The organism is Streptomyces sp. NPDC057654, from assembly GCF_042800135.1.
In the GTDB taxonomy this organism is placed as follows: Bacteria; Actinomycetota; Actinomycetes; order Streptomycetales; family Streptomycetaceae; genus Streptomyces.
On record NZ_JBHVHQ010000104.1, the window covers coordinates 1 to 15,379 of the forward strand.

General features: G+C 71.6%; 14 protein-coding genes. 10 read left to right on the top strand and 4 right to left on the bottom strand.

What is annotated here, in order from left to right:
- Window positions 1-447 (bottom strand): winged helix-turn-helix domain-containing protein (locus tag ACFU99_RS11390; protein WP_384389261.1); only part of this gene is annotated, 447 nt, incomplete at its 3' end.
- A 99-nt stretch (window positions 448-546) separates the two neighbouring features.
- On the opposite strand from ACFU99_RS11390, the gene ACFU99_RS11395 reads away from it, so the two are divergent.
- From ACFU99_RS11395 to ACFU99_RS11405, 3 genes are all read left to right on the top strand, one after another.
- Entirely contained in the window at window positions 547-1,437 is an 891-nt protein-coding gene (locus ACFU99_RS11395; protein WP_384389264.1) for an alpha/beta fold hydrolase, read from the top strand.
- A gap of 175 nt (window positions 1,438-1,612) precedes the next feature.
- Entirely contained in the window at window positions 1,613-2,506 is an 894-nt protein-coding gene (locus tag ACFU99_RS11400; protein ID WP_384389227.1) for an HpcH/HpaI aldolase/citrate lyase family protein, read from the top strand.
- 81 nt (window positions 2,507-2,587) lie between these two features.
- Entirely contained in the window at window positions 2,588-3,196 is a 609-nt protein-coding gene (locus ACFU99_RS11405; protein ID WP_384389229.1) for a MarR family winged helix-turn-helix transcriptional regulator, read from the top strand.
- 344 nt (window positions 3,197-3,540) lie between these two features.
- On the opposite strand, the gene ACFU99_RS11410 is transcribed toward ACFU99_RS11405, so the two are convergent.
- Window positions 3,541-4,230, bottom strand: coding sequence for an STAS domain-containing protein (locus ACFU99_RS11410; RefSeq protein WP_384389232.1), 690 nt, complete (start codon window positions 4,228-4,230; stop codon window positions 3,541-3,543).
- A gap of 346 nt (window positions 4,231-4,576) precedes the next feature.
- Between ACFU99_RS11410 and ACFU99_RS11415 the strand changes: the two genes are divergently transcribed.
- The 5 genes from ACFU99_RS11415 (at window position 4,577) to tgmC (ending at window position 8,283) form a co-directional block, all read left to right on the top strand.
- On the top strand, window positions 4,577-5,068 hold the full coding sequence (locus ACFU99_RS11415; RefSeq protein ID WP_384389234.1) for an ATP-binding protein: 492 nt from the start codon (window positions 4,577-4,579) through the stop codon (window positions 5,066-5,068).
- A gap of 225 nt (window positions 5,069-5,293) precedes the next feature.
- On the top strand, window positions 5,294-5,707 hold the full coding sequence (locus ACFU99_RS11420) for an ArsR/SmtB family transcription factor (RefSeq protein ID WP_384389237.1): 414 nt from the start codon (window positions 5,294-5,296) through the stop codon (window positions 5,705-5,707).
- A 137-nt stretch (window positions 5,708-5,844) separates the two neighbouring features.
- Complete coding sequence (locus tag ACFU99_RS11425; protein WP_384389240.1) at window positions 5,845-6,111, top strand: putative ATP-grasp-modified RiPP; 267 nt, start codon at window positions 5,845-5,847, stop codon at window positions 6,109-6,111.
- The gene (tgmB, locus tag ACFU99_RS11430; protein WP_384389243.1) at window positions 6,111-7,106 is read left to right on the top strand and encodes an ATP-grasp ribosomal peptide maturase; all 996 of its coding nucleotides are present in this window, start codon (window positions 6,111-6,113) and stop codon (window positions 7,104-7,106) included. The genes ACFU99_RS11425 and tgmB overlap by 1 nt, the downstream gene beginning before the upstream one ends.
- Window positions 7,087-8,283, top strand: coding sequence for an ATP-grasp peptide maturase system methyltransferase (gene tgmC / locus ACFU99_RS11435; RefSeq protein WP_384389246.1), 1,197 nt, complete (start codon window positions 7,087-7,089; stop codon window positions 8,281-8,283). The genes tgmB and tgmC overlap by 20 nt, the downstream gene beginning before the upstream one ends.
- Window positions 8,284-8,308: 25 nt before the next feature.
- Here tgmC and ACFU99_RS11440 read toward each other — a convergent pair whose 3' ends face one another.
- Window positions 8,309-9,709, bottom strand: coding sequence for a nitrate/sulfonate/bicarbonate ABC transporter ATP-binding protein (locus ACFU99_RS11440; protein ID WP_384389249.1), 1,401 nt, complete (start codon window positions 9,707-9,709; stop codon window positions 8,309-8,311).
- Between the two features lie 55 nt (window positions 9,710-9,764).
- Window positions 9,765-11,546, bottom strand: coding sequence for an ABC transporter permease (locus ACFU99_RS11445; RefSeq protein WP_384389252.1), 1,782 nt, complete (start codon window positions 11,544-11,546; stop codon window positions 9,765-9,767).
- Between the two features lie 518 nt (window positions 11,547-12,064).
- Here ACFU99_RS11445 and ACFU99_RS11450 point away from each other — a divergent pair.
- A complete protein-coding gene (locus ACFU99_RS11450; RefSeq protein WP_384389255.1) occupies window positions 12,065-13,711 on the top strand; it encodes an NRAMP family divalent metal transporter in 1,647 nt (548 codons plus the stop codon).
- A gap of 307 nt (window positions 13,712-14,018) precedes the next feature.
- A partial coding sequence (locus tag ACFU99_RS11455) for an alkaline phosphatase (RefSeq protein ID WP_384389258.1) occupies window positions 14,019-15,379 on the top strand: 1,361 nt, incomplete at its 3' end.

Below are 15,379 nucleotides of genomic sequence, written 5' to 3' on the forward strand. Positions count from 1 at the left end.
GGCCCAGTCCTCGGCGGCGAAGTCGGCGTAGGCGGGCCCGCGCCACAGCGCCAGCGCCGCGTCGAGCCGGTCGCGGGCGACGGCGGGCGGCAGCTCCGCCGCCTCGGCGACGGCCGCCTCGAACCGCCAGGCGTCCACCGCGTCCGGCTCCGGCCGCAGCGCGTAACCGGGGCCCTCGGTGACCAGCAGCCGGGCGGGGGCGCGCGGCGGACGGTCGGGTTCCAGGGCGCGGCGCAGCGCCCCGACGAAGGTCTGTACGGCCCCGAGCGCGCCGTCCGGAGGCTCCTCCCACAGGTCCGCCACCAGCCGCCGGGCCGGTACGACGCGGCGGCGGGCCACGATCAGCCGGGCCAGGACGGCGCGGTGCCGCGGGCCCTTCAGCGCGAGTACGCCACCGTCGCCCTCGGCCGTCAGGGGGCCGAGCACCGCGAACGTCACCCGCTCCATGGCCTCACCGTACGTGCTGATCAGGTGCTGACCGGCGACCGGCAGGCTCGACCACGGCACCGCCTCTCCCTCTGGCAGAAGGACCACACCATGAACCCGATGAACCCGACGATCCCCGGCTTCGAACTGCGGCGCGTACCCGTGGCCGACGGCGTTTCCCTCCACGCCGCCGTCGGCGGCGACGCCTCGGGAGGCGGCCCGCCGATCGTGCTGCTGCACGGCTTCCCGCAGACGCACCTGATGTGGCGGCACGTCGCCACCCGCCTCGCCGCGTCCCACCAGGTCATCTGCCCCGACCTGCGCGGCTACGGCGACAGCGACAAGCCCGCCGACACGGACGGCGCCGCGTACTCCAAGCGCACGATGGCCGCCGACATCGTGGCCCTGGCCCGCGCGCTGGGCCACGAGCGCTTCGCGCTCGCCGGGCACGACCGGGGCGCGCTGGTCGCCGTACGGACCGGTCTCGACCACCCGGAGGCCGTCACCCACCTCGCGGCGCTCGACGTGCTGCCGACCCTGGACATGTGGGACGTCCTGCACGGCGCGGACGCGGCCGTCGCCTTCCATCTCTATCTGATGGCCCAGCCGCCCGGCCTGCCCGAGCAGCTGATCGGCGGCAGCCCGGACGCGTTCTTCGGCCACTTCCTCGACGCCTGGACCCGCGCCCCGGAGGCGATCCCCGCCGACGTGCGCGCCGCGTACCTCGCCGCGTCCCGGAACGCCGTGCCGTCGATCGTCGCCGACTACCGGGCTTCCGCCGGCATCGACGTCGACCACGACCGCGCCGACCGCGCCGCGGGCAACCAGCTGAAGATGCCGGTCACCGTCCTCCAGCAGGACTGGGGCGCGGCCCTCGGCTACGACGCGGCGGCGGTATGGCGCGCCTGGGCCCCCGACCTGCACCACGCCACGGTCTCCTGCGGCCATTTCATGGCGGAGGAGGACCCGGAGGGGGTGGCGGGGGCGCTCCGGGAACTGGTGGCGCGGTGACGGGCGGGGGTACGGGCTTGCGGGGTACGGGATTGCGGACGTACTGAGGGGCGGGGGCACGTGACCGGGACCGCGGCGACCGGGGCAAGATGCAGGACTACGCCGACTACGCCGACTACGCCGCCTACGACGGCGCCGCCCCGCACCACCCGAACGAGCAGTGCCAGGAGTACCCGTGCCCGACGCGAACCCGCTCCCCCCATCCGACGCGACGCCGCGCCCCCGCCGCTCCGTGCTCTACATGCCGGGCGCCAACGAACGCGCCCTGGAGAAGGCCAAGTCCCTGCCCGCCGACGCCCTCATCCTCGATCTGGAGGACGCCGTCGCCCCGGACGCGAAGGCCGCGGCGCGCGAGCGGGTCGCGGCGGCCGCCGCCTCGCGGGGGTACGGCCACCGCGAGGTGACGATCCGCGTCAACGGCCCCGGCACCCCCTGGCACGCCGACGATCTCCGGGCCGCCGCCGAGGCCGGTCCGGATGCCGTCGTCGTCCCCAAGGTGGACTCGCCCGAGACCGTACGAGCCGTCGAACGCGCCCTCGCAGCGGCCGGCGCCCCCGACCACACCGCCGTCTGGGCCATGCTCGAAACCCCGCGCGCCCTGCTGGACGCCCGCGCGGTGGCCGCCGCCGGGGAACGGCTCACCGTGCTCGTACTGGGCACCAACGACCTCGCGAAGGAACTCCACGCCGAGCACGTACCCGGCCGCGCCCCCCTGCTGACCTCCCTTTCCCTCGCCCTCCTCGCGGCCCGCGAGACCGGCAGGGCGATCCTGGACGGGGTCTACAACGACGTGCGCGACCTCGAAGGGTTCGAGGCCGAGTGCGTGCAGGGCCGCCAGTTCGGCTTCGACGGCAAGACCCTCATCCACCCCTCCCAGATCGAACCCTGCAACCGCGCCTTCGCCCCCTCCGACGCCCAGACCGACCACGCGCGCCGCGTCATCGCCGCCTTCGAGGAAGCGGCCCGCGACGGCCGCGGCGTCGCCACCGTCGACGGCCGGATGATCGAGAACCTGCACGTCGAGGAGGCCCGCAGAATTCTGGCCGCCACAGCGGCGATCACGGCGTGACAGGCAGCGTGACAGACTGGGACCGACCACACGTTTAGCTCTTAACGCGAGGCTGGGCGTACGGGCTCGCAGGAGGACCACATGCCCCGGGAAGAACAGCCGCACCGGCCGCCGGACCTCCCCGGCCCGGTCGACAGGCCCGACCAGGTCGACCAGGTGGACGAGCCCGACCAGGTGGACGAGATCGCCGCCGCGTGGCAGCGCGAGCGGCCCGGTACTCCGGTCGGGGCCATCGGCGTCGTCACCCGCGTCTGGCAGCTGGCCAAGCTCTTCGGGGACGACCGCCGCCGCGTGCTGGCGGCCGCCGGCATCGACACCGCCACGCTCGACCTGCTCAGCGTCCTGCGGCGCAGCGGTCCCCCGTACACCCTGAGCACCCGGGAGCTGTCGGCCCAGTCCATGGTCACCGCGGGGGCGATCTCGCAGCGGCTGACGCGGGCCGAGCAGGACGGGCTGGTGACCCGGCGCGGCGCGGGCGACCGTACGCGGACCGTGCTGGTGGAGCTCACCCCGGCCGGGCACGACCTCGTCGAGAGCGCGGTCGATCAGGTCCTGACCCGCGAGGCCGATCTGCTCTCCGGGCTTCCCGACGCCCGGCGCGACGAACTCGCCGCTCTGCTGCGTACGTTGCTGGAGGACGTACAGGAACGCGTCGGCGTACGCGGGGTGTCACAGGTGGGCGATATGTAGCGGGTGCGACGCACAGCGCGGCCCCGGCGCTCGAACCTGTGCTCCCGCCCGGTAAACGCCGGATTCCGGCCCCGCTGCCAATACATGGCCGAAGCTTGACTGTTCGCGTTCGGACTGTCGCCCTAGGGTGACATTTGCCCGGTTCCGGCATCGCGGATTTCGATCGTGCGCGTCGGCTCCGTGGCCGCATGCCAGCGGCCTTCCCCGGGAGATGGGGGCCTCCCCCGTGGTCCCCAAGCGTCCGGGGAAGGCCGCTTTCCCACGCGCTTCCCACGCGCCGTCGCACGCACACCGCCGGGCTCACACCGTCGAGTTCGCGACGCCGGGCTCACACCGCCGGGCTGCTAAGCGGATACCCCATGACCGCCCTCATGACCGCTACCGCGGCCGCCCTCACGCCCGCCCCCACCCCCGCTCCCGTGACCGTTCCCGCGCTCGGCGGGCTCCTCCAGCGCTGCCGGCAGGCCGTCCAGCACGGTGAACGCGCGGTCGAGTCGGGTGAGGCGCAGGACCCGCCAGACCCTCGGCGCGGGCCGTACGAGCCGCAAGACGCCTTCCTTGGCGGCTACTTGGCTCTTGATGCGCAGCAGCAGCCGCAGACCGCTGGCGTCCAGGAAGGTGACCGCGCGCAGGTCCACCACGACATTCGGACGGGGCTGGTCCAGAAGTGACTCAACGTGACCGGCCAAGGTCACGGTCGACCAGATGTCCAACTCTCCGTACAGCTCGATGACCAGGATTCCGCCGACAAAGCGATCCCTCAGAAGAAAAATTGTCTCTCCGACACCCATGACCTTCCCCCGGTGGCTCCGGTAATTCCCCGCCCGTAACAGATCGTTGAAGTGCGCAACGCCACCGAGGTCCGGGGTGGCCTCAAAGTGCTCTGCCCTCATCATGCCCCGCAACGGGCCACTTGTACCGCCTCGGACCGCACGTATGCAGCGGCAACAAGCCCCCGACGCGCACTTTCGCCCCCACCGGACCGGACGGTACGCCCGACCGGCCTCCACCCTCCCCCCTCCACCCCACACCATTCCCCCACATCACTCTCCGTAATCATCCCTCCGTGTCAAGCTCAATCGGAAAACCCACTTTTACCAATGACGCCTGAGCTACGGTGAGTTGATGGCATCTCACCCTGCGCATTCGGCGGGACGGAGCGGTCGCGCGCGGAGGGGCAGCAGACCCGGCGCCGGACCGCCGGCGAGACGTACGGCGCGCGGCATCACGCACCGTCAGCGGCCGCCACCGCACCATCACCGGCCTCAGCAAGCACGTCCCCCCGCCGTCCGCCCGCAACGGCCGGACGGGAGCTTTCAACGGCTGGACGCCGCCGGGCGGTTCGACGGCCGTACGCGCCGCATCCAGCACGGAGACCACATGATGATCACGACCCCACCGCCATCGCTCCCCTCCACCTCCCCGTCCGCCTCCCTCTCGCCCGCCCTCGCCCCCTCCCACCAGGACTTCCCCGGCGAGCTCCGCTGTGTGAGCGCGGCTCGCCGCTTCATCACGCGGCAGTTGCGCGACAGCCGGTACGAACCGCTCACCGACGACGTGGTGCTCCTGGTCAGCGAGCTCGCGGGCAACGCCGTCGTCCATACGCGCTCGGGCGAGCCCCACGGCACCTTCACCGTGCGGCTGCGGCCGACCTGCTCGGCGCTGCGGATCTCCGTGCTCGACCAGGGCGGCTACAAGGTCCCGCACGTCCGGCACGGCTGCGGCGAGCGGGGCCGGGGGCTGGGCCTGGTCGCCGCCATCGCGGACCGGTGGGGGACGGACGGGGACGGCAGCGGCCGGACCGTGTGGTTCGAGATCGCGCAGCCGCCGGTCCGGACGTCGCCCGCGAAAACGAATGCATTCCCCACCTAAAAAGCGAAACGCAACGGAACCCACAAGTCGCCGTACCCCTCTTTGACTTCAGAGAGCTCCCGCACCGGAGCTCCCAGCCCAGCCGCTCCGAGCCGCGGTCCCGCCCCACGCGTCGCCGCTCGGAGCCGAATGGACGGGGTCCTGTCCGTACACCCCCGAACGGCGGGACCCCGTCACCCACCCTCGCACGCTCCCATCCGCGCGACGGCCGGTTACGATACTTGCATGGGAGCGCAAGTTGAGGCATGGGATTCCGCCGCGGCCGACCGGGCGATCGCGGTACTGAAGGCGGTGGCCGACCCCACGCGGTACCGGCTGCTGTGGGCGCTGAGCCGCCAGGAACTCCCCGTCGGCAGCCTCGCCGACATGCTCGGCGCGCACGTCGCCGCCGTCTCCCAGCACCTGGCGAAGCTGCGCACGGCCGGCCTGGTCGAGTCCCGGCGCGACGGCACCCGCATCTACTACCGAGCCGTCGGCCCGCACGTACGGGGCCTGCTGGAAGAGGCGGCCCTGGCCGCCAACGCCTCCTTCGAGGACCCCGGCCCGACCGGCCCCCCAGCCGCCGCCCGAACCCGCACCGCCCCCGCCCCGGCCCGCGTCCCCGCCACCACCCGGGCCCGGCGGCCGCTCGCGGAGTAGCCGCCCCCGCGGTCGTCCGACCCTGCATAACTGATCACCCAGCGTGGTAATTTCACCACGATAAGCGATTCTCGCGGTGCTGGTCGGAGCTCTGCTCGCACGGCGCAGGGAAACGGCACAGGGAAACGGGTGAGCACATGGGGACACCGACTTCCACAACGCCCTGGGCGATGCGCCTGGTGACCGACCGGCTGCCCGTCAGCCCGCCCTCGTACGCGCACGTGACGCTGGACGCGGCGACGCAGACCGCTCGCTACACCGACGCCCACGGGCATGTGGTGGAGATGGGCAGACACGGGACGTCCAAGACGGTCGGCACCGCCTCGATGTCCGGCGGCGGAGACGGGGAAGGCCCGAAGCCGCAGGTCCAGGACGACGTGACAACCGACTACGAGCCCGACTAGTGACCGCCACGGTCCTGGTCGTCACGGCGCTGGAAGACGTCACCGCGGACTGGGTGATCGCCGAGCTCAACGCGCGCGGCGTGCCCGTCGTACGCCTCGACCCCGCCGACATCGGCGCCGACCTCACCTTCGGATCTCGCCTCGACGCCACCGCGCCCGTGTGGCGCGGACGGCTGCGGACGGGGAGCCGGAAGGTGGAGCTCAGCGAGGTGGCCGCGGTCTATTACCGACGCCCCACCCCGTACACCGCCCGGTACAGCAGCCTTCCCCCACAGCAACGCGACTTCGCCGCCGCCGAGGCCCGGCACGGCCTCGGCGGCATCCTGAACTCCCTGGACGGCGCCGTCTACGTCAACCACCCGGCCGCCGTGATACAAGCCGACTTCAAACCCGCCCAACTTCAGCGCGCCGCCCAGCTCGGCCTCGCCATCCCGCCGACCCTGATCACCAACGACGTGGAAGCAGCGCGGAAGTTCGCCGCCGAGCACGAGCGCGTGATCTGCAAGACGTTCCGCGGCCTGCCCCCGTCCGAGGACGGGTACACCGGGGCGATCTGGGCCCAACGCGTCGACCCGGAGACCTTCGACGACGCGCTTTCGGTGACAGCCCACCTCTTCCAGGCCGAGATCGACAAGAGCAGCGACGTCCGGGTGACGGTGGTCGGCCGCCGAGCCTTCGCCCACCGCATCGAAACACCGGACGGCGACCTGGACTGGCGCCGCGGCGACTGGAACGACCTCATCCACACCCCGGTCGAGGTCCCCCAACCCGTCCACGCCCAGCTCAACCACTACCTAGCCGCCTTCGAGCTGGTCTTCGGCTGCTTCGACTTCGCCCTCACCGGAGACGCCTCGAACCCGGCGTCCTGGATCTTCATCGAAGCGAATCCGAACGGCCAATGGGGCTGGCTGCCGGACGCGCCGGCCATTACCGCGGCCTTCGCCGACATCCTCCAAGGGAAGGAGGCGGCGAGCCATGACGGTCCCCGGCCATGACCCCGACGCCGCCCGGCTGCGCAAGACGATGGCGAAGTCCCTCACCGACGACGGTGTTCTGGCCGATCCCGCCTGGCGCGAGGCCGTGGACACGGTCCCCCGGCATCACTTCGTGCCCGGCTTCTTCCTGCCTGCCGAGACGCTCGATGCCAGCGGGCTGACCGTGTGGGAGCCGGTTACCGCCGAGCTCGACCACAGCCGGTGGCTGACCGCCGCGTACTCCAACACCACCCTCATCACCCAGTTCGACGGCGACGAACCGGACTGGAAGAACCCGGTTGAACGGCACGGCGGGACGCCCACCTCGTCCTCCACGCTGCCGTCCCTCGTCGTACGGATGTGGGCCGACGCGGACGTACAGAAAGGGCACACCCTGCTGGAGATCGGCACGGGCAGCGGCTACTCCACCGCACTGGCCTGCGAGCGCCTCGGCTCCGCCGACGTCACCTCGATCGAAGTGGACGCACGCCGCCTCGACCAGGCCGCGGGCGCACTCCACGGCTGCGGGTACGCGCCGACGCTGGCGGTCGCGGACGGGCTGTACGGCTACTGGCCCGAAGCGCCCTTCGACCGGATCGTGGCCGCCTGCTCCTTCCGGGCCGTCCCGCCCGCCCTGATCGCGCAGACCCGGCCCGGCGGGAAAATCCTCCTCACCCTGTCGGGGTGGCTCCACGCGTACGCCCGCGTACTGCTGACCGTCGCCGAGGACTGCACCGCCGAAGGCCCACTGCTCGGCGGCACCGTCTCCTTCATGCCGGCCCGCACCCACGCACCACCGGCGTTCGGCAACCCCTCCCACTGGGCCGCGGAGCTGCCGGACGACACCCGCCCCGCCCGGCACGGCCCCGAGTGGCTGACCGCCGCCACCGAAGAGGCATTCCACCTGCGCTTTCTCGCACAGAGCGCCATCCCCGACGCACAGATGACGACCGTGGGCAGGACAGTGCACCTGATCGACACCGTCAGCGGTTCCGCCGCCGCCCTCACCCCGAACGGCGCTGGCTGGACCGTGCGCGAGGGCGGGCCCACGAAACTGTGGGAGCGCGTCGAGCACCTCCTCGACGCCTACGACGAGGCCGGTCGGCCGCGGCCGGAGTCGTTCACCGTCCGCGTCCACGCCGACGGGCAGCACCTGCGGCACCCGCGACTGCCCAGCCTGCGCCTGCCCCGACCTTGAACAGGCCCGAAGCCCCCCGCCCCCGTCACTCCCCCTCCGCCCCGCCCCCCTCGTCCAGCCGGTACTCCTGCGGGTCCGCGTCGAAGGAGTAGAGCTCGGCGTAGCGACCCCAGTCGGTGGCGGTTTCCAACTGCTGTTCCACCTGCTCGCTCGTGTAGTGGTGGGCGAGGAGGTCGCGGAAGAAGCCGGCGCGGAGGGCGCCTTCGGGGTTCTGGCGGAGGCTGGTGGTGATCAGCCGGACCAGGGGGACGTCCCAGGCCGCCTCGGCGAAGATCTTCTTGGACTGCTGCACGTCCGCCCCGGCGAACGTCGTGCCGCGCTCCGTCAGCAGCAGGTCGTCCTCGCTGACCGTGGCGAAGTCCAGCAGTTCCAGGGCGTCCACCAGCGGGAGCAGGTCGTCGATCTCCAGGCCCAGGTCGTCGGCGAGGTCCGGCAGGTCGTGCCGGCCGCCGCGGTGGGCGACCATCTCGGCGAGGCCGGACAGCCCGTCCACGCTCGCCGTCGGCAGCGGCGTATTGGCGGCGGTGCGCTTCTCCATCTCGACCGTCTCCGTACGGCCGGGGATGCGGCTCTCCTTCGCCCGGCCCGTCATCGTCCGGTACACCCGGTCGATGAGGTCCTCGAACGCCGCCGACTGCCGGTCGCGCGGACGGTCCAAACCCACCTCGAACGTCTCCCGGATCGTGCCGGGGCGCGAGCCGAGCACCACGATGCGGTCCGCCATCAGCACCGCCTCCTCGATGTTGTGCGTCACCAGCACCACCGCCCGCGTGGGGAACTGGCCCGACTCCCACAGCTCCATCAGCTCGCCCCGCAGGTTCTCCGCGGTGAGCACGTCCAGCGCCGAGAACGGCTCGTCCATCATCAGCACGTCCGGCTCGACGACCAGCGCCCGCGCGAACCCGACCCGCTGCCGCATACCGCCCGACAGCTCCTTCGGGTACGCCGACTCGAAGCCGTCGAGGCCGATCAGGTCGATGGCCTGCACCGCGGCCTCGGCACGGGCCTCGGGGCCGACGCCCCGCGCCTCCAGGCCGAGTTCGACGTTCTGCTGCACCGTGAGCCACGGCAGCAGCGCGAACGTCTGGAAGACCATCGCCGTACCCGGGTTCGCCCCGGTCAGCCGCTTGCCGCGGTACGTGACCGCGCCCGAGCTCGCCGGGATCAGCCCGGCCAGGCAGCGCAGCAGCGTCGACTTGCCCGAACCGGACTTGCCCAGCAGCGCGACGATCTCCCCCGCCCGGATGTCCAGGTCGATGCCGGCCAGCACCGGCAGTTCGCGGTCCGCCCCCGCGTACGTCTTCGTCACGCCGTCCGCGGAGAGCAGCACCTCCCCGTCCGCCGCCCGAGGCAGAGCAGTGAGATCGGTGTGGTCAGTGGTGTTGGTGTGTGTTGCGCGCATGCGGCGCAGGATGTTCAGGGCCATGTCGGGCTCCAGAGGTGAATCGGAAGAATTCCGGAAGATTGAGGGGGTACGGCGCTCAGAGCGCGTATCGCGTATCCGCCAGCCGGTACAGCCGCCGCCACACCAGGCGGTTCAGCCCCACCACGTACACGCTCATCACCGCGACCCCCGCCAGCAGATGCGGGAAGTCGCCGTCCGCCGTCGCCTGTGCGATGTACGCGCCGAGGCCGGTCGCGGTGAGCGTCGTGCCGCCGAAGGTGACGACCTCGGAGACGATCGAGGCGTTCCACGCGCCGCCGGACGCGGTGATGCCGCCGGTCACGTACGCGGGGAAGACACCGGGCAGGATCAGCCGCTTCCAGCGCTGCCAGCCGCGTACGCCCAGGTCGTCCATGGCCTCGCGCAGGTCGGTCGGGATGGCCATGGCCCCGGCGATGGTGTTGAAGAGGATGTACCACTGGGCGCCCAGCGCCATCAGCAGGATGCCGCCGATGTCGATGGACAGGCCCGTCTTGAGGAAGAACCAGACGGCCAGCGGGAAGAGGAAGTTGGCGGGGAAGCTGGCGAGGATCTGCACCAGCGGCTGGGCGATGCGCGTCAGCTTCGGCGAGAAGCCGATCTTCACACCGATCGGCACCCAGATGACGGTGGCCACGGCGATGAGCACCACGACGCGGACGAGGGTGGCGAGGCCGAGCAGCAGCGGTTCGCCGAACACGCCCAGCCCGGTGCGTTCGTGCAGATAGCCGCCGAGGTCGAACAGGCCCCACAGGATCAGTCCGCCCGCGACGAGGGCGAAGGCGATGTCGCCGGTGCGCTGCCGTCGGGGGTCGATGTCCAGCGGCCGGTCGTCGACGCCGAGGACCCGGCCGGCCCGGCCGAGGGCGCGCCCGACCGGGCGCAGCGCCCGGCCCAGCAGCTGCGACCAGTTGGAGCGGCGCAGGAACGCGAGGACGTAGCTGCGCTGTACCTCGTTGGCCTCGGACTGCTCGTTCTTGAACTTCTCCGCCCAGGCGGTCAGCGGCCGCCAGAACAGGAAGTTCACGCCGATGACCATGACGGCCATGGTGAGGATCGCCCAGCCGACCTTGCCGAGGTCGCCGTCGGCGATGGCGGCGCCCGCGTACGAGCCGACGCCCGGCAGCGCGTAGTCCTTCTGGTTCACGCTGATCGCCTCGGACGCGACGAGGAAGAACCAGCCGCCGCCGAAGCTCATCATGCCGTTCCAGACCAGCCCGATGGTCCCGGCGGGCAGCTCCACCTTCCAGAACCGCATCCAGCGGGTGAAGCGGAACGAGCGGGACAGCTCGTCGAGTTCGCGCGGCAGCGAGGTCAGGGACTGGTAGAAGCCGAATGTCATGTTCCACGCCTGCGAGGTGAAGATCGCGAAGATCGACGCGCACTCCAGGCCGAGCAGCGAGCCGGGGAACAGGGCGATGAAGCCGGACACGGCCACGGTCAGGAAGCCGAGCACCGGCACCGACTGGAGGATGTCCAGGGCCGGGATCAGTACGCGTTCCAGGCGGCGGCTCTTGGCCGCGGCGTAGGCATAGACGAAGGTGAAGACGATCGACGCGGCGAGCGCGACGAACATCCGCAGCAGGCTGCGCGCCGCGTCGTACGGCAGCTGCGAGGGGTCGGTGTCGACCTTGGCCGACTGGCTGGTGGAGAAGCGGACGGTGGTGCCCTGGCCGACCTTCAGGGTCAGGTAGAGCAGCACCAGGACTGCCGCGGCCACCACCACGTCGACCCAGGTCACACGGGTCAGCCGGCCCTTGATGCCGGTCGGCGGCGACTGCGGGGACTGAGGGGACCGCGGGGACTCCCGCGAGGCGGTGGCGTTCGTACGGAACGACATGACATGAACCTCCGGACCACAGTGGGCATGACGCCGCGGCCCGTGCGTGGCAGGCGCGCCGACGGCACGGGCGGGGGCCGCCCAGAGTGCGGTGAAGCATTGGTGAGGATTTGAGAAAGGGGAGGGGAGAGCGCGGGAGAACGGGCCGGGGCCTCACAAAAGGCCGGGCGTTCCGCCGCGCGGCGCGGCGGGAATCCCGCGCGCCGTCGTGTCAGCGGCTGCCGAGGAGGCAGCGCGGACTGGGAGGGTCGGCACCCATGGCTGCCTCCGTTCCGTTGCTGCGTGTACGCCGATCGCGTCGTTTCCGGTGGACCCCGGGCCGGGTTCGGATGAACCGGTTCCTGGTCCTGCCGCCAGCAGTCTCCCCCTAATTGCGTTTCTACGCAAATAAGCCGAACTCGCGTCAAGGCTCCGTCAAGTAGTTGCGTCGATACGCAACTATATGCCTACACTCCAGTCGCTCAGCCGGAACCGGGACACGGCCCCGGCCCGGAACGAACGGGCACTGGAGTCCCGTCATGACCGACCTGACCACCACACCGGCACCCCCGGCACCCCCGGCACAACCGCCCGCCGCCGCCATCCGCGGCGCGCTCGGCACCATCGAGGCCGGCGACACCGCCCCGCGCCGCGGCCCCTCCGCGAAGTTCAAGACGCTGCTCGCCGTCGTCGGCCCCGGCCTGATCGTCATGGCGGGCGACAACGACGCGGGCGCGTTCGGCACGTACGCCCAGGCCGGGCAGGACCACGGCACCCGGCTGCTGTGGACGCTGCTGCTGCTCGTACCCGTGCTGTACGTGAACCAGGAGATGTCGCTGCGGCTCGGCGCGGTGACCGGGGTCGGGCACGCGCGGCTCATCCTGGAGCGGTTCGGGAAGTTCTGGGGCGCGTTCTCCGTCATCGACCTCTTCCTGCTGAACGCGCTGACGCTGGTCACCGAGTTCATCGGGGTCGCCCTCGCCGTCGGCTATCTGGGGCTCCCCCGCACCGCGAGCGTGCTGCTCGCCGCGGCCGTGGTGATCGCCATCGCGGCCACCGGCTCGTTGCGCCGCTTCGAACGGGCCGCCATCGGGCTGGTCCTGGGCTCCCTGCTGCTCGTACCGGTGTACTTCCTCACCCACCCCGCCACCTCCCGCGCCGCCCACGACTTCGTCGTGCCGGGCCTGCCGCACGGCTCGCCGCTCTCCGACGTCATGCTGCTGATCGTCGCGATCGTCGGCACCACCGTCGCGCCCTGGCAGCTCTTCTTCCAGCAGTCGTACGTGGCCGACAAACGCGTCACGCCGCGCTTCCTGCGGTACGCGCGGGCCGACCTGGCCCTCGGCATCGCCCTGGTGATCATCGGCGGCGCCGCCCTGACGGGGATCGGCGCGGCGGCCTTCGCCGGGACCGCCGGGGCCGGGCACTTCACCGACGCCGCCGGGATCGCGCACGGCGTCGAGGCCCGCGCGGGCCAGGTGGCGGGCGTGCTCTTCGCCATCGCGCTGCTGGACGCCTCGGTCATCGGCGCGGCCGCCGTCTCGCTGTCCAGTGCGTACGCGCTCGGCGACGTCCTGGGGTTCCGGCACTCCCTGCACCGGAGCGTGCGCGGCGCGGGGGTCTTCTACGCCGTCTTCGCCGGGCTCGTCCTGGCCGCCGCCGGCACCGTACTGGCCCCCGGCGCGCCGCTCGGCCTGCTCACCGAGGGCGTGCAGGCGCTGGCCGGGGTGCTGCTGCCGGCGGCCACGGTCTTCCTGCTGCTGCTCTGCAACGACCGCTCCGTGCTGGGCCCCTGGGTCAACGGCCGCTGGACCAACGCCCTCGCCTGCCTGGTCGTCGCGGTCCTGGTCACGCTCTCCCTCATCCTGACCGCCTCCGTCCTCTTCCCCGGCCTCGGGACGGCCGCGATCCTCGCCGCCGCGGCGGCCTGCGGCTGCGCGGGGCTGCTGGCCTGCGGGTACGCGGAGGTGCGCCGCATCTGCAAGGGGTGGGCGCGCGGCGGACGCCCCATCGACCGTACGGGCCGTACGGACCGGGCGGGTTGGCGCATGCCGCCGCTCGCCGAACTGCCCCGGCCTCGGATGTCCACGGGCCGCCGCGTGGGGCTGACGGCGCTGCGGACGTACCTCCTCGTGGCGGCGGTCCTGGTGATCGTCCGTACGGTGCAGCTGGCCGCCGGGCACTGAGCCGCCCGGCCACCGAGCAGATCGCCCAACCGTTCGCATCACGTCCGTGGACCGACGGGCCGGAATCGGCCAGATCCCCGGACCCGTAGATGACCACGCCCACATATCCGTACGGCGTTCACACCTGTGAAATGTCATGAACATCGACTTCAGCGGGGTCACGGATTCCGCATAGCCCGCGGAATTGTCCGTTCCACCCCGCCCGACAGGGCCTTGGACGCCTTCAAGCCACCACGTCGTCACTCTGGATTCACGAGTCGCTGCTGTGCTTCACTCCGTCGGCACCCGGCCGGCCGAAGAGAGGGAAATGCTCGTGCGAAGACTGCGCCTGACCCGCCGCCATGTGACGTGGAGCGCCGCCGTGCTGCTCACGACCGCCGTCGCCGTGCCCGCCGGCGCCAGCGCCTTCGGCCCGGCGGACGACGTCCGCGCCGCCGTGAAGGACGGCCCGGCCAAGAACGTCATCCTGCTGATCGGCGACGGCATGGGCGACTCCGAGATCACCCTCGCCCGCAACTACACCGTGGGCGCGGCCGGCCGGCTGAACATGGACACGTTCCCGATGACCGGCGCGTACACCACGTACTCCGTCGACAAGCACGGCAAGCCGGACTACGTCACCGACTCCTCCGCCAGCGGCACCGGCTGGGCGACCGGCCACAAGACCGTCAACGGCCGGGTGTCGAAGACGCCGGACACCAACAAGGCGATCCCCACACTCCTCGAACTCGCCCAGAAGGGCGGCCTCGCCACCGGCTCCATCACCACCGCCGACCTCACCGACGCGACCCCCGCCGTGCAGGCGTCGCACGTCACCGACCGCGACTGCCAGGGCCCCGAGGACATGAAGAAGTGTTCCGTGGACCGCATCAGCAAGGGCGGTCCGGGGTCGATCGCGGAGCAGAGCGTCAACCACAAGGTGGACGTGCTGCTCGGCGGCGGCAAGGGCCACTTCGACCAGAAGGTCAAGGAAGGCCAGTACAAGGGCAAGACCGTCACCGAGCAGGCGAAGAAGCTCGGCTACCAGGTCGTCACCGACGCCAAGGCCATGAAGAAGGCCAAGGCCGGACAGCCCGTGCTCGGCCTCTTCGCCGACTACGACATCCCGATCGAGTGGACCGGCAAGCACGCCACCGGCAAGGGCACCGCCCCCCAGCGCTGCGTCACCAGCAACCCCAAGCGCCCCAAGGGCACGCCGACCCTCGCCGACCAGACCACGCAGGCCATCCAGCTGCTGGAGGCCAAGCAGGCCAAGAAGTCCCACAAGGCCGGGGACAAGGGCTTCTTCCTCCAGGTCGAGGGCGCCAACATCGACAGCGAGGACCACGCCGCCGACCCCTGCGGCCAGATCGGCGAGACGGCCGCCTTCGACCGCGCCGTGAAGGTGGCGCGGGACTACGCCAAGAAGCACCCCGACACCCTGGTGGTCACCACCGCCGACCACGGCCACAGCAGCCAGATCGTGCCGGTCGACACCGACCCGGCGGGCATGAGCTCCACCCTGGTCACCAATGAGGGCCAGAAGATGAAGGTCAGCTACGGCACGGCCCCGGTGGGCGAGTCCCAGGAGCACAGCGGCACGGAGGTGCGCATCGCGGCCGAGGGCCCGGAGGCGTACCGGGTGCTCGGGGTCACCAACCAGACCGACCTCAACACCACGATCCGTAC

Bases quoted from the DNA above. Each gene is read 5' to 3' on its own strand.
- ACFU99_RS11395 (WP_384389264.1), top strand. From the start codon at position 547: ATGAACCCGACGATCCCCGGCTTCGAACTGCGGCGCGTACCCGTGGCC.
- ACFU99_RS11405 (WP_384389229.1), top strand. From the start codon at position 2,588: ATGCCCCGGGAAGAACAGCCGCACCGGCCGCCGGACCTCCCCGGCCCG.
- ACFU99_RS11410 (WP_384389232.1), bottom strand. From the start codon at position 4,230: ATGGTGTGGGGTGGAGGGGGGAGGGTGGAGGCCGGTCGGGCGTACCGT.
- ACFU99_RS11415 (WP_384389234.1), top strand. From the start codon at position 4,577: ATGATGATCACGACCCCACCGCCATCGCTCCCCTCCACCTCCCCGTCC.
- ACFU99_RS11420 (WP_384389237.1), top strand. From the start codon at position 5,294: ATGGGAGCGCAAGTTGAGGCATGGGATTCCGCCGCGGCCGACCGGGCG.
- ACFU99_RS11425 (WP_384389240.1), top strand. From the start codon at position 5,845: ATGGGGACACCGACTTCCACAACGCCCTGGGCGATGCGCCTGGTGACC.
- tgmC (WP_384389246.1), top strand. From the start codon at position 7,087: ATGACGGTCCCCGGCCATGACCCCGACGCCGCCCGGCTGCGCAAGACG.
- ACFU99_RS11440 (WP_384389249.1), bottom strand. From the start codon at position 9,709: ATGGCCCTGAACATCCTGCGCCGCATGCGCGCAACACACACCAACACC.
- ACFU99_RS11445 (WP_384389252.1), bottom strand. From the start codon at position 11,546: ATGTCGTTCCGTACGAACGCCACCGCCTCGCGGGAGTCCCCGCGGTCC.
- ACFU99_RS11450 (WP_384389255.1), top strand. From the start codon at position 12,065: ATGACCGACCTGACCACCACACCGGCACCCCCGGCACCCCCGGCACAA.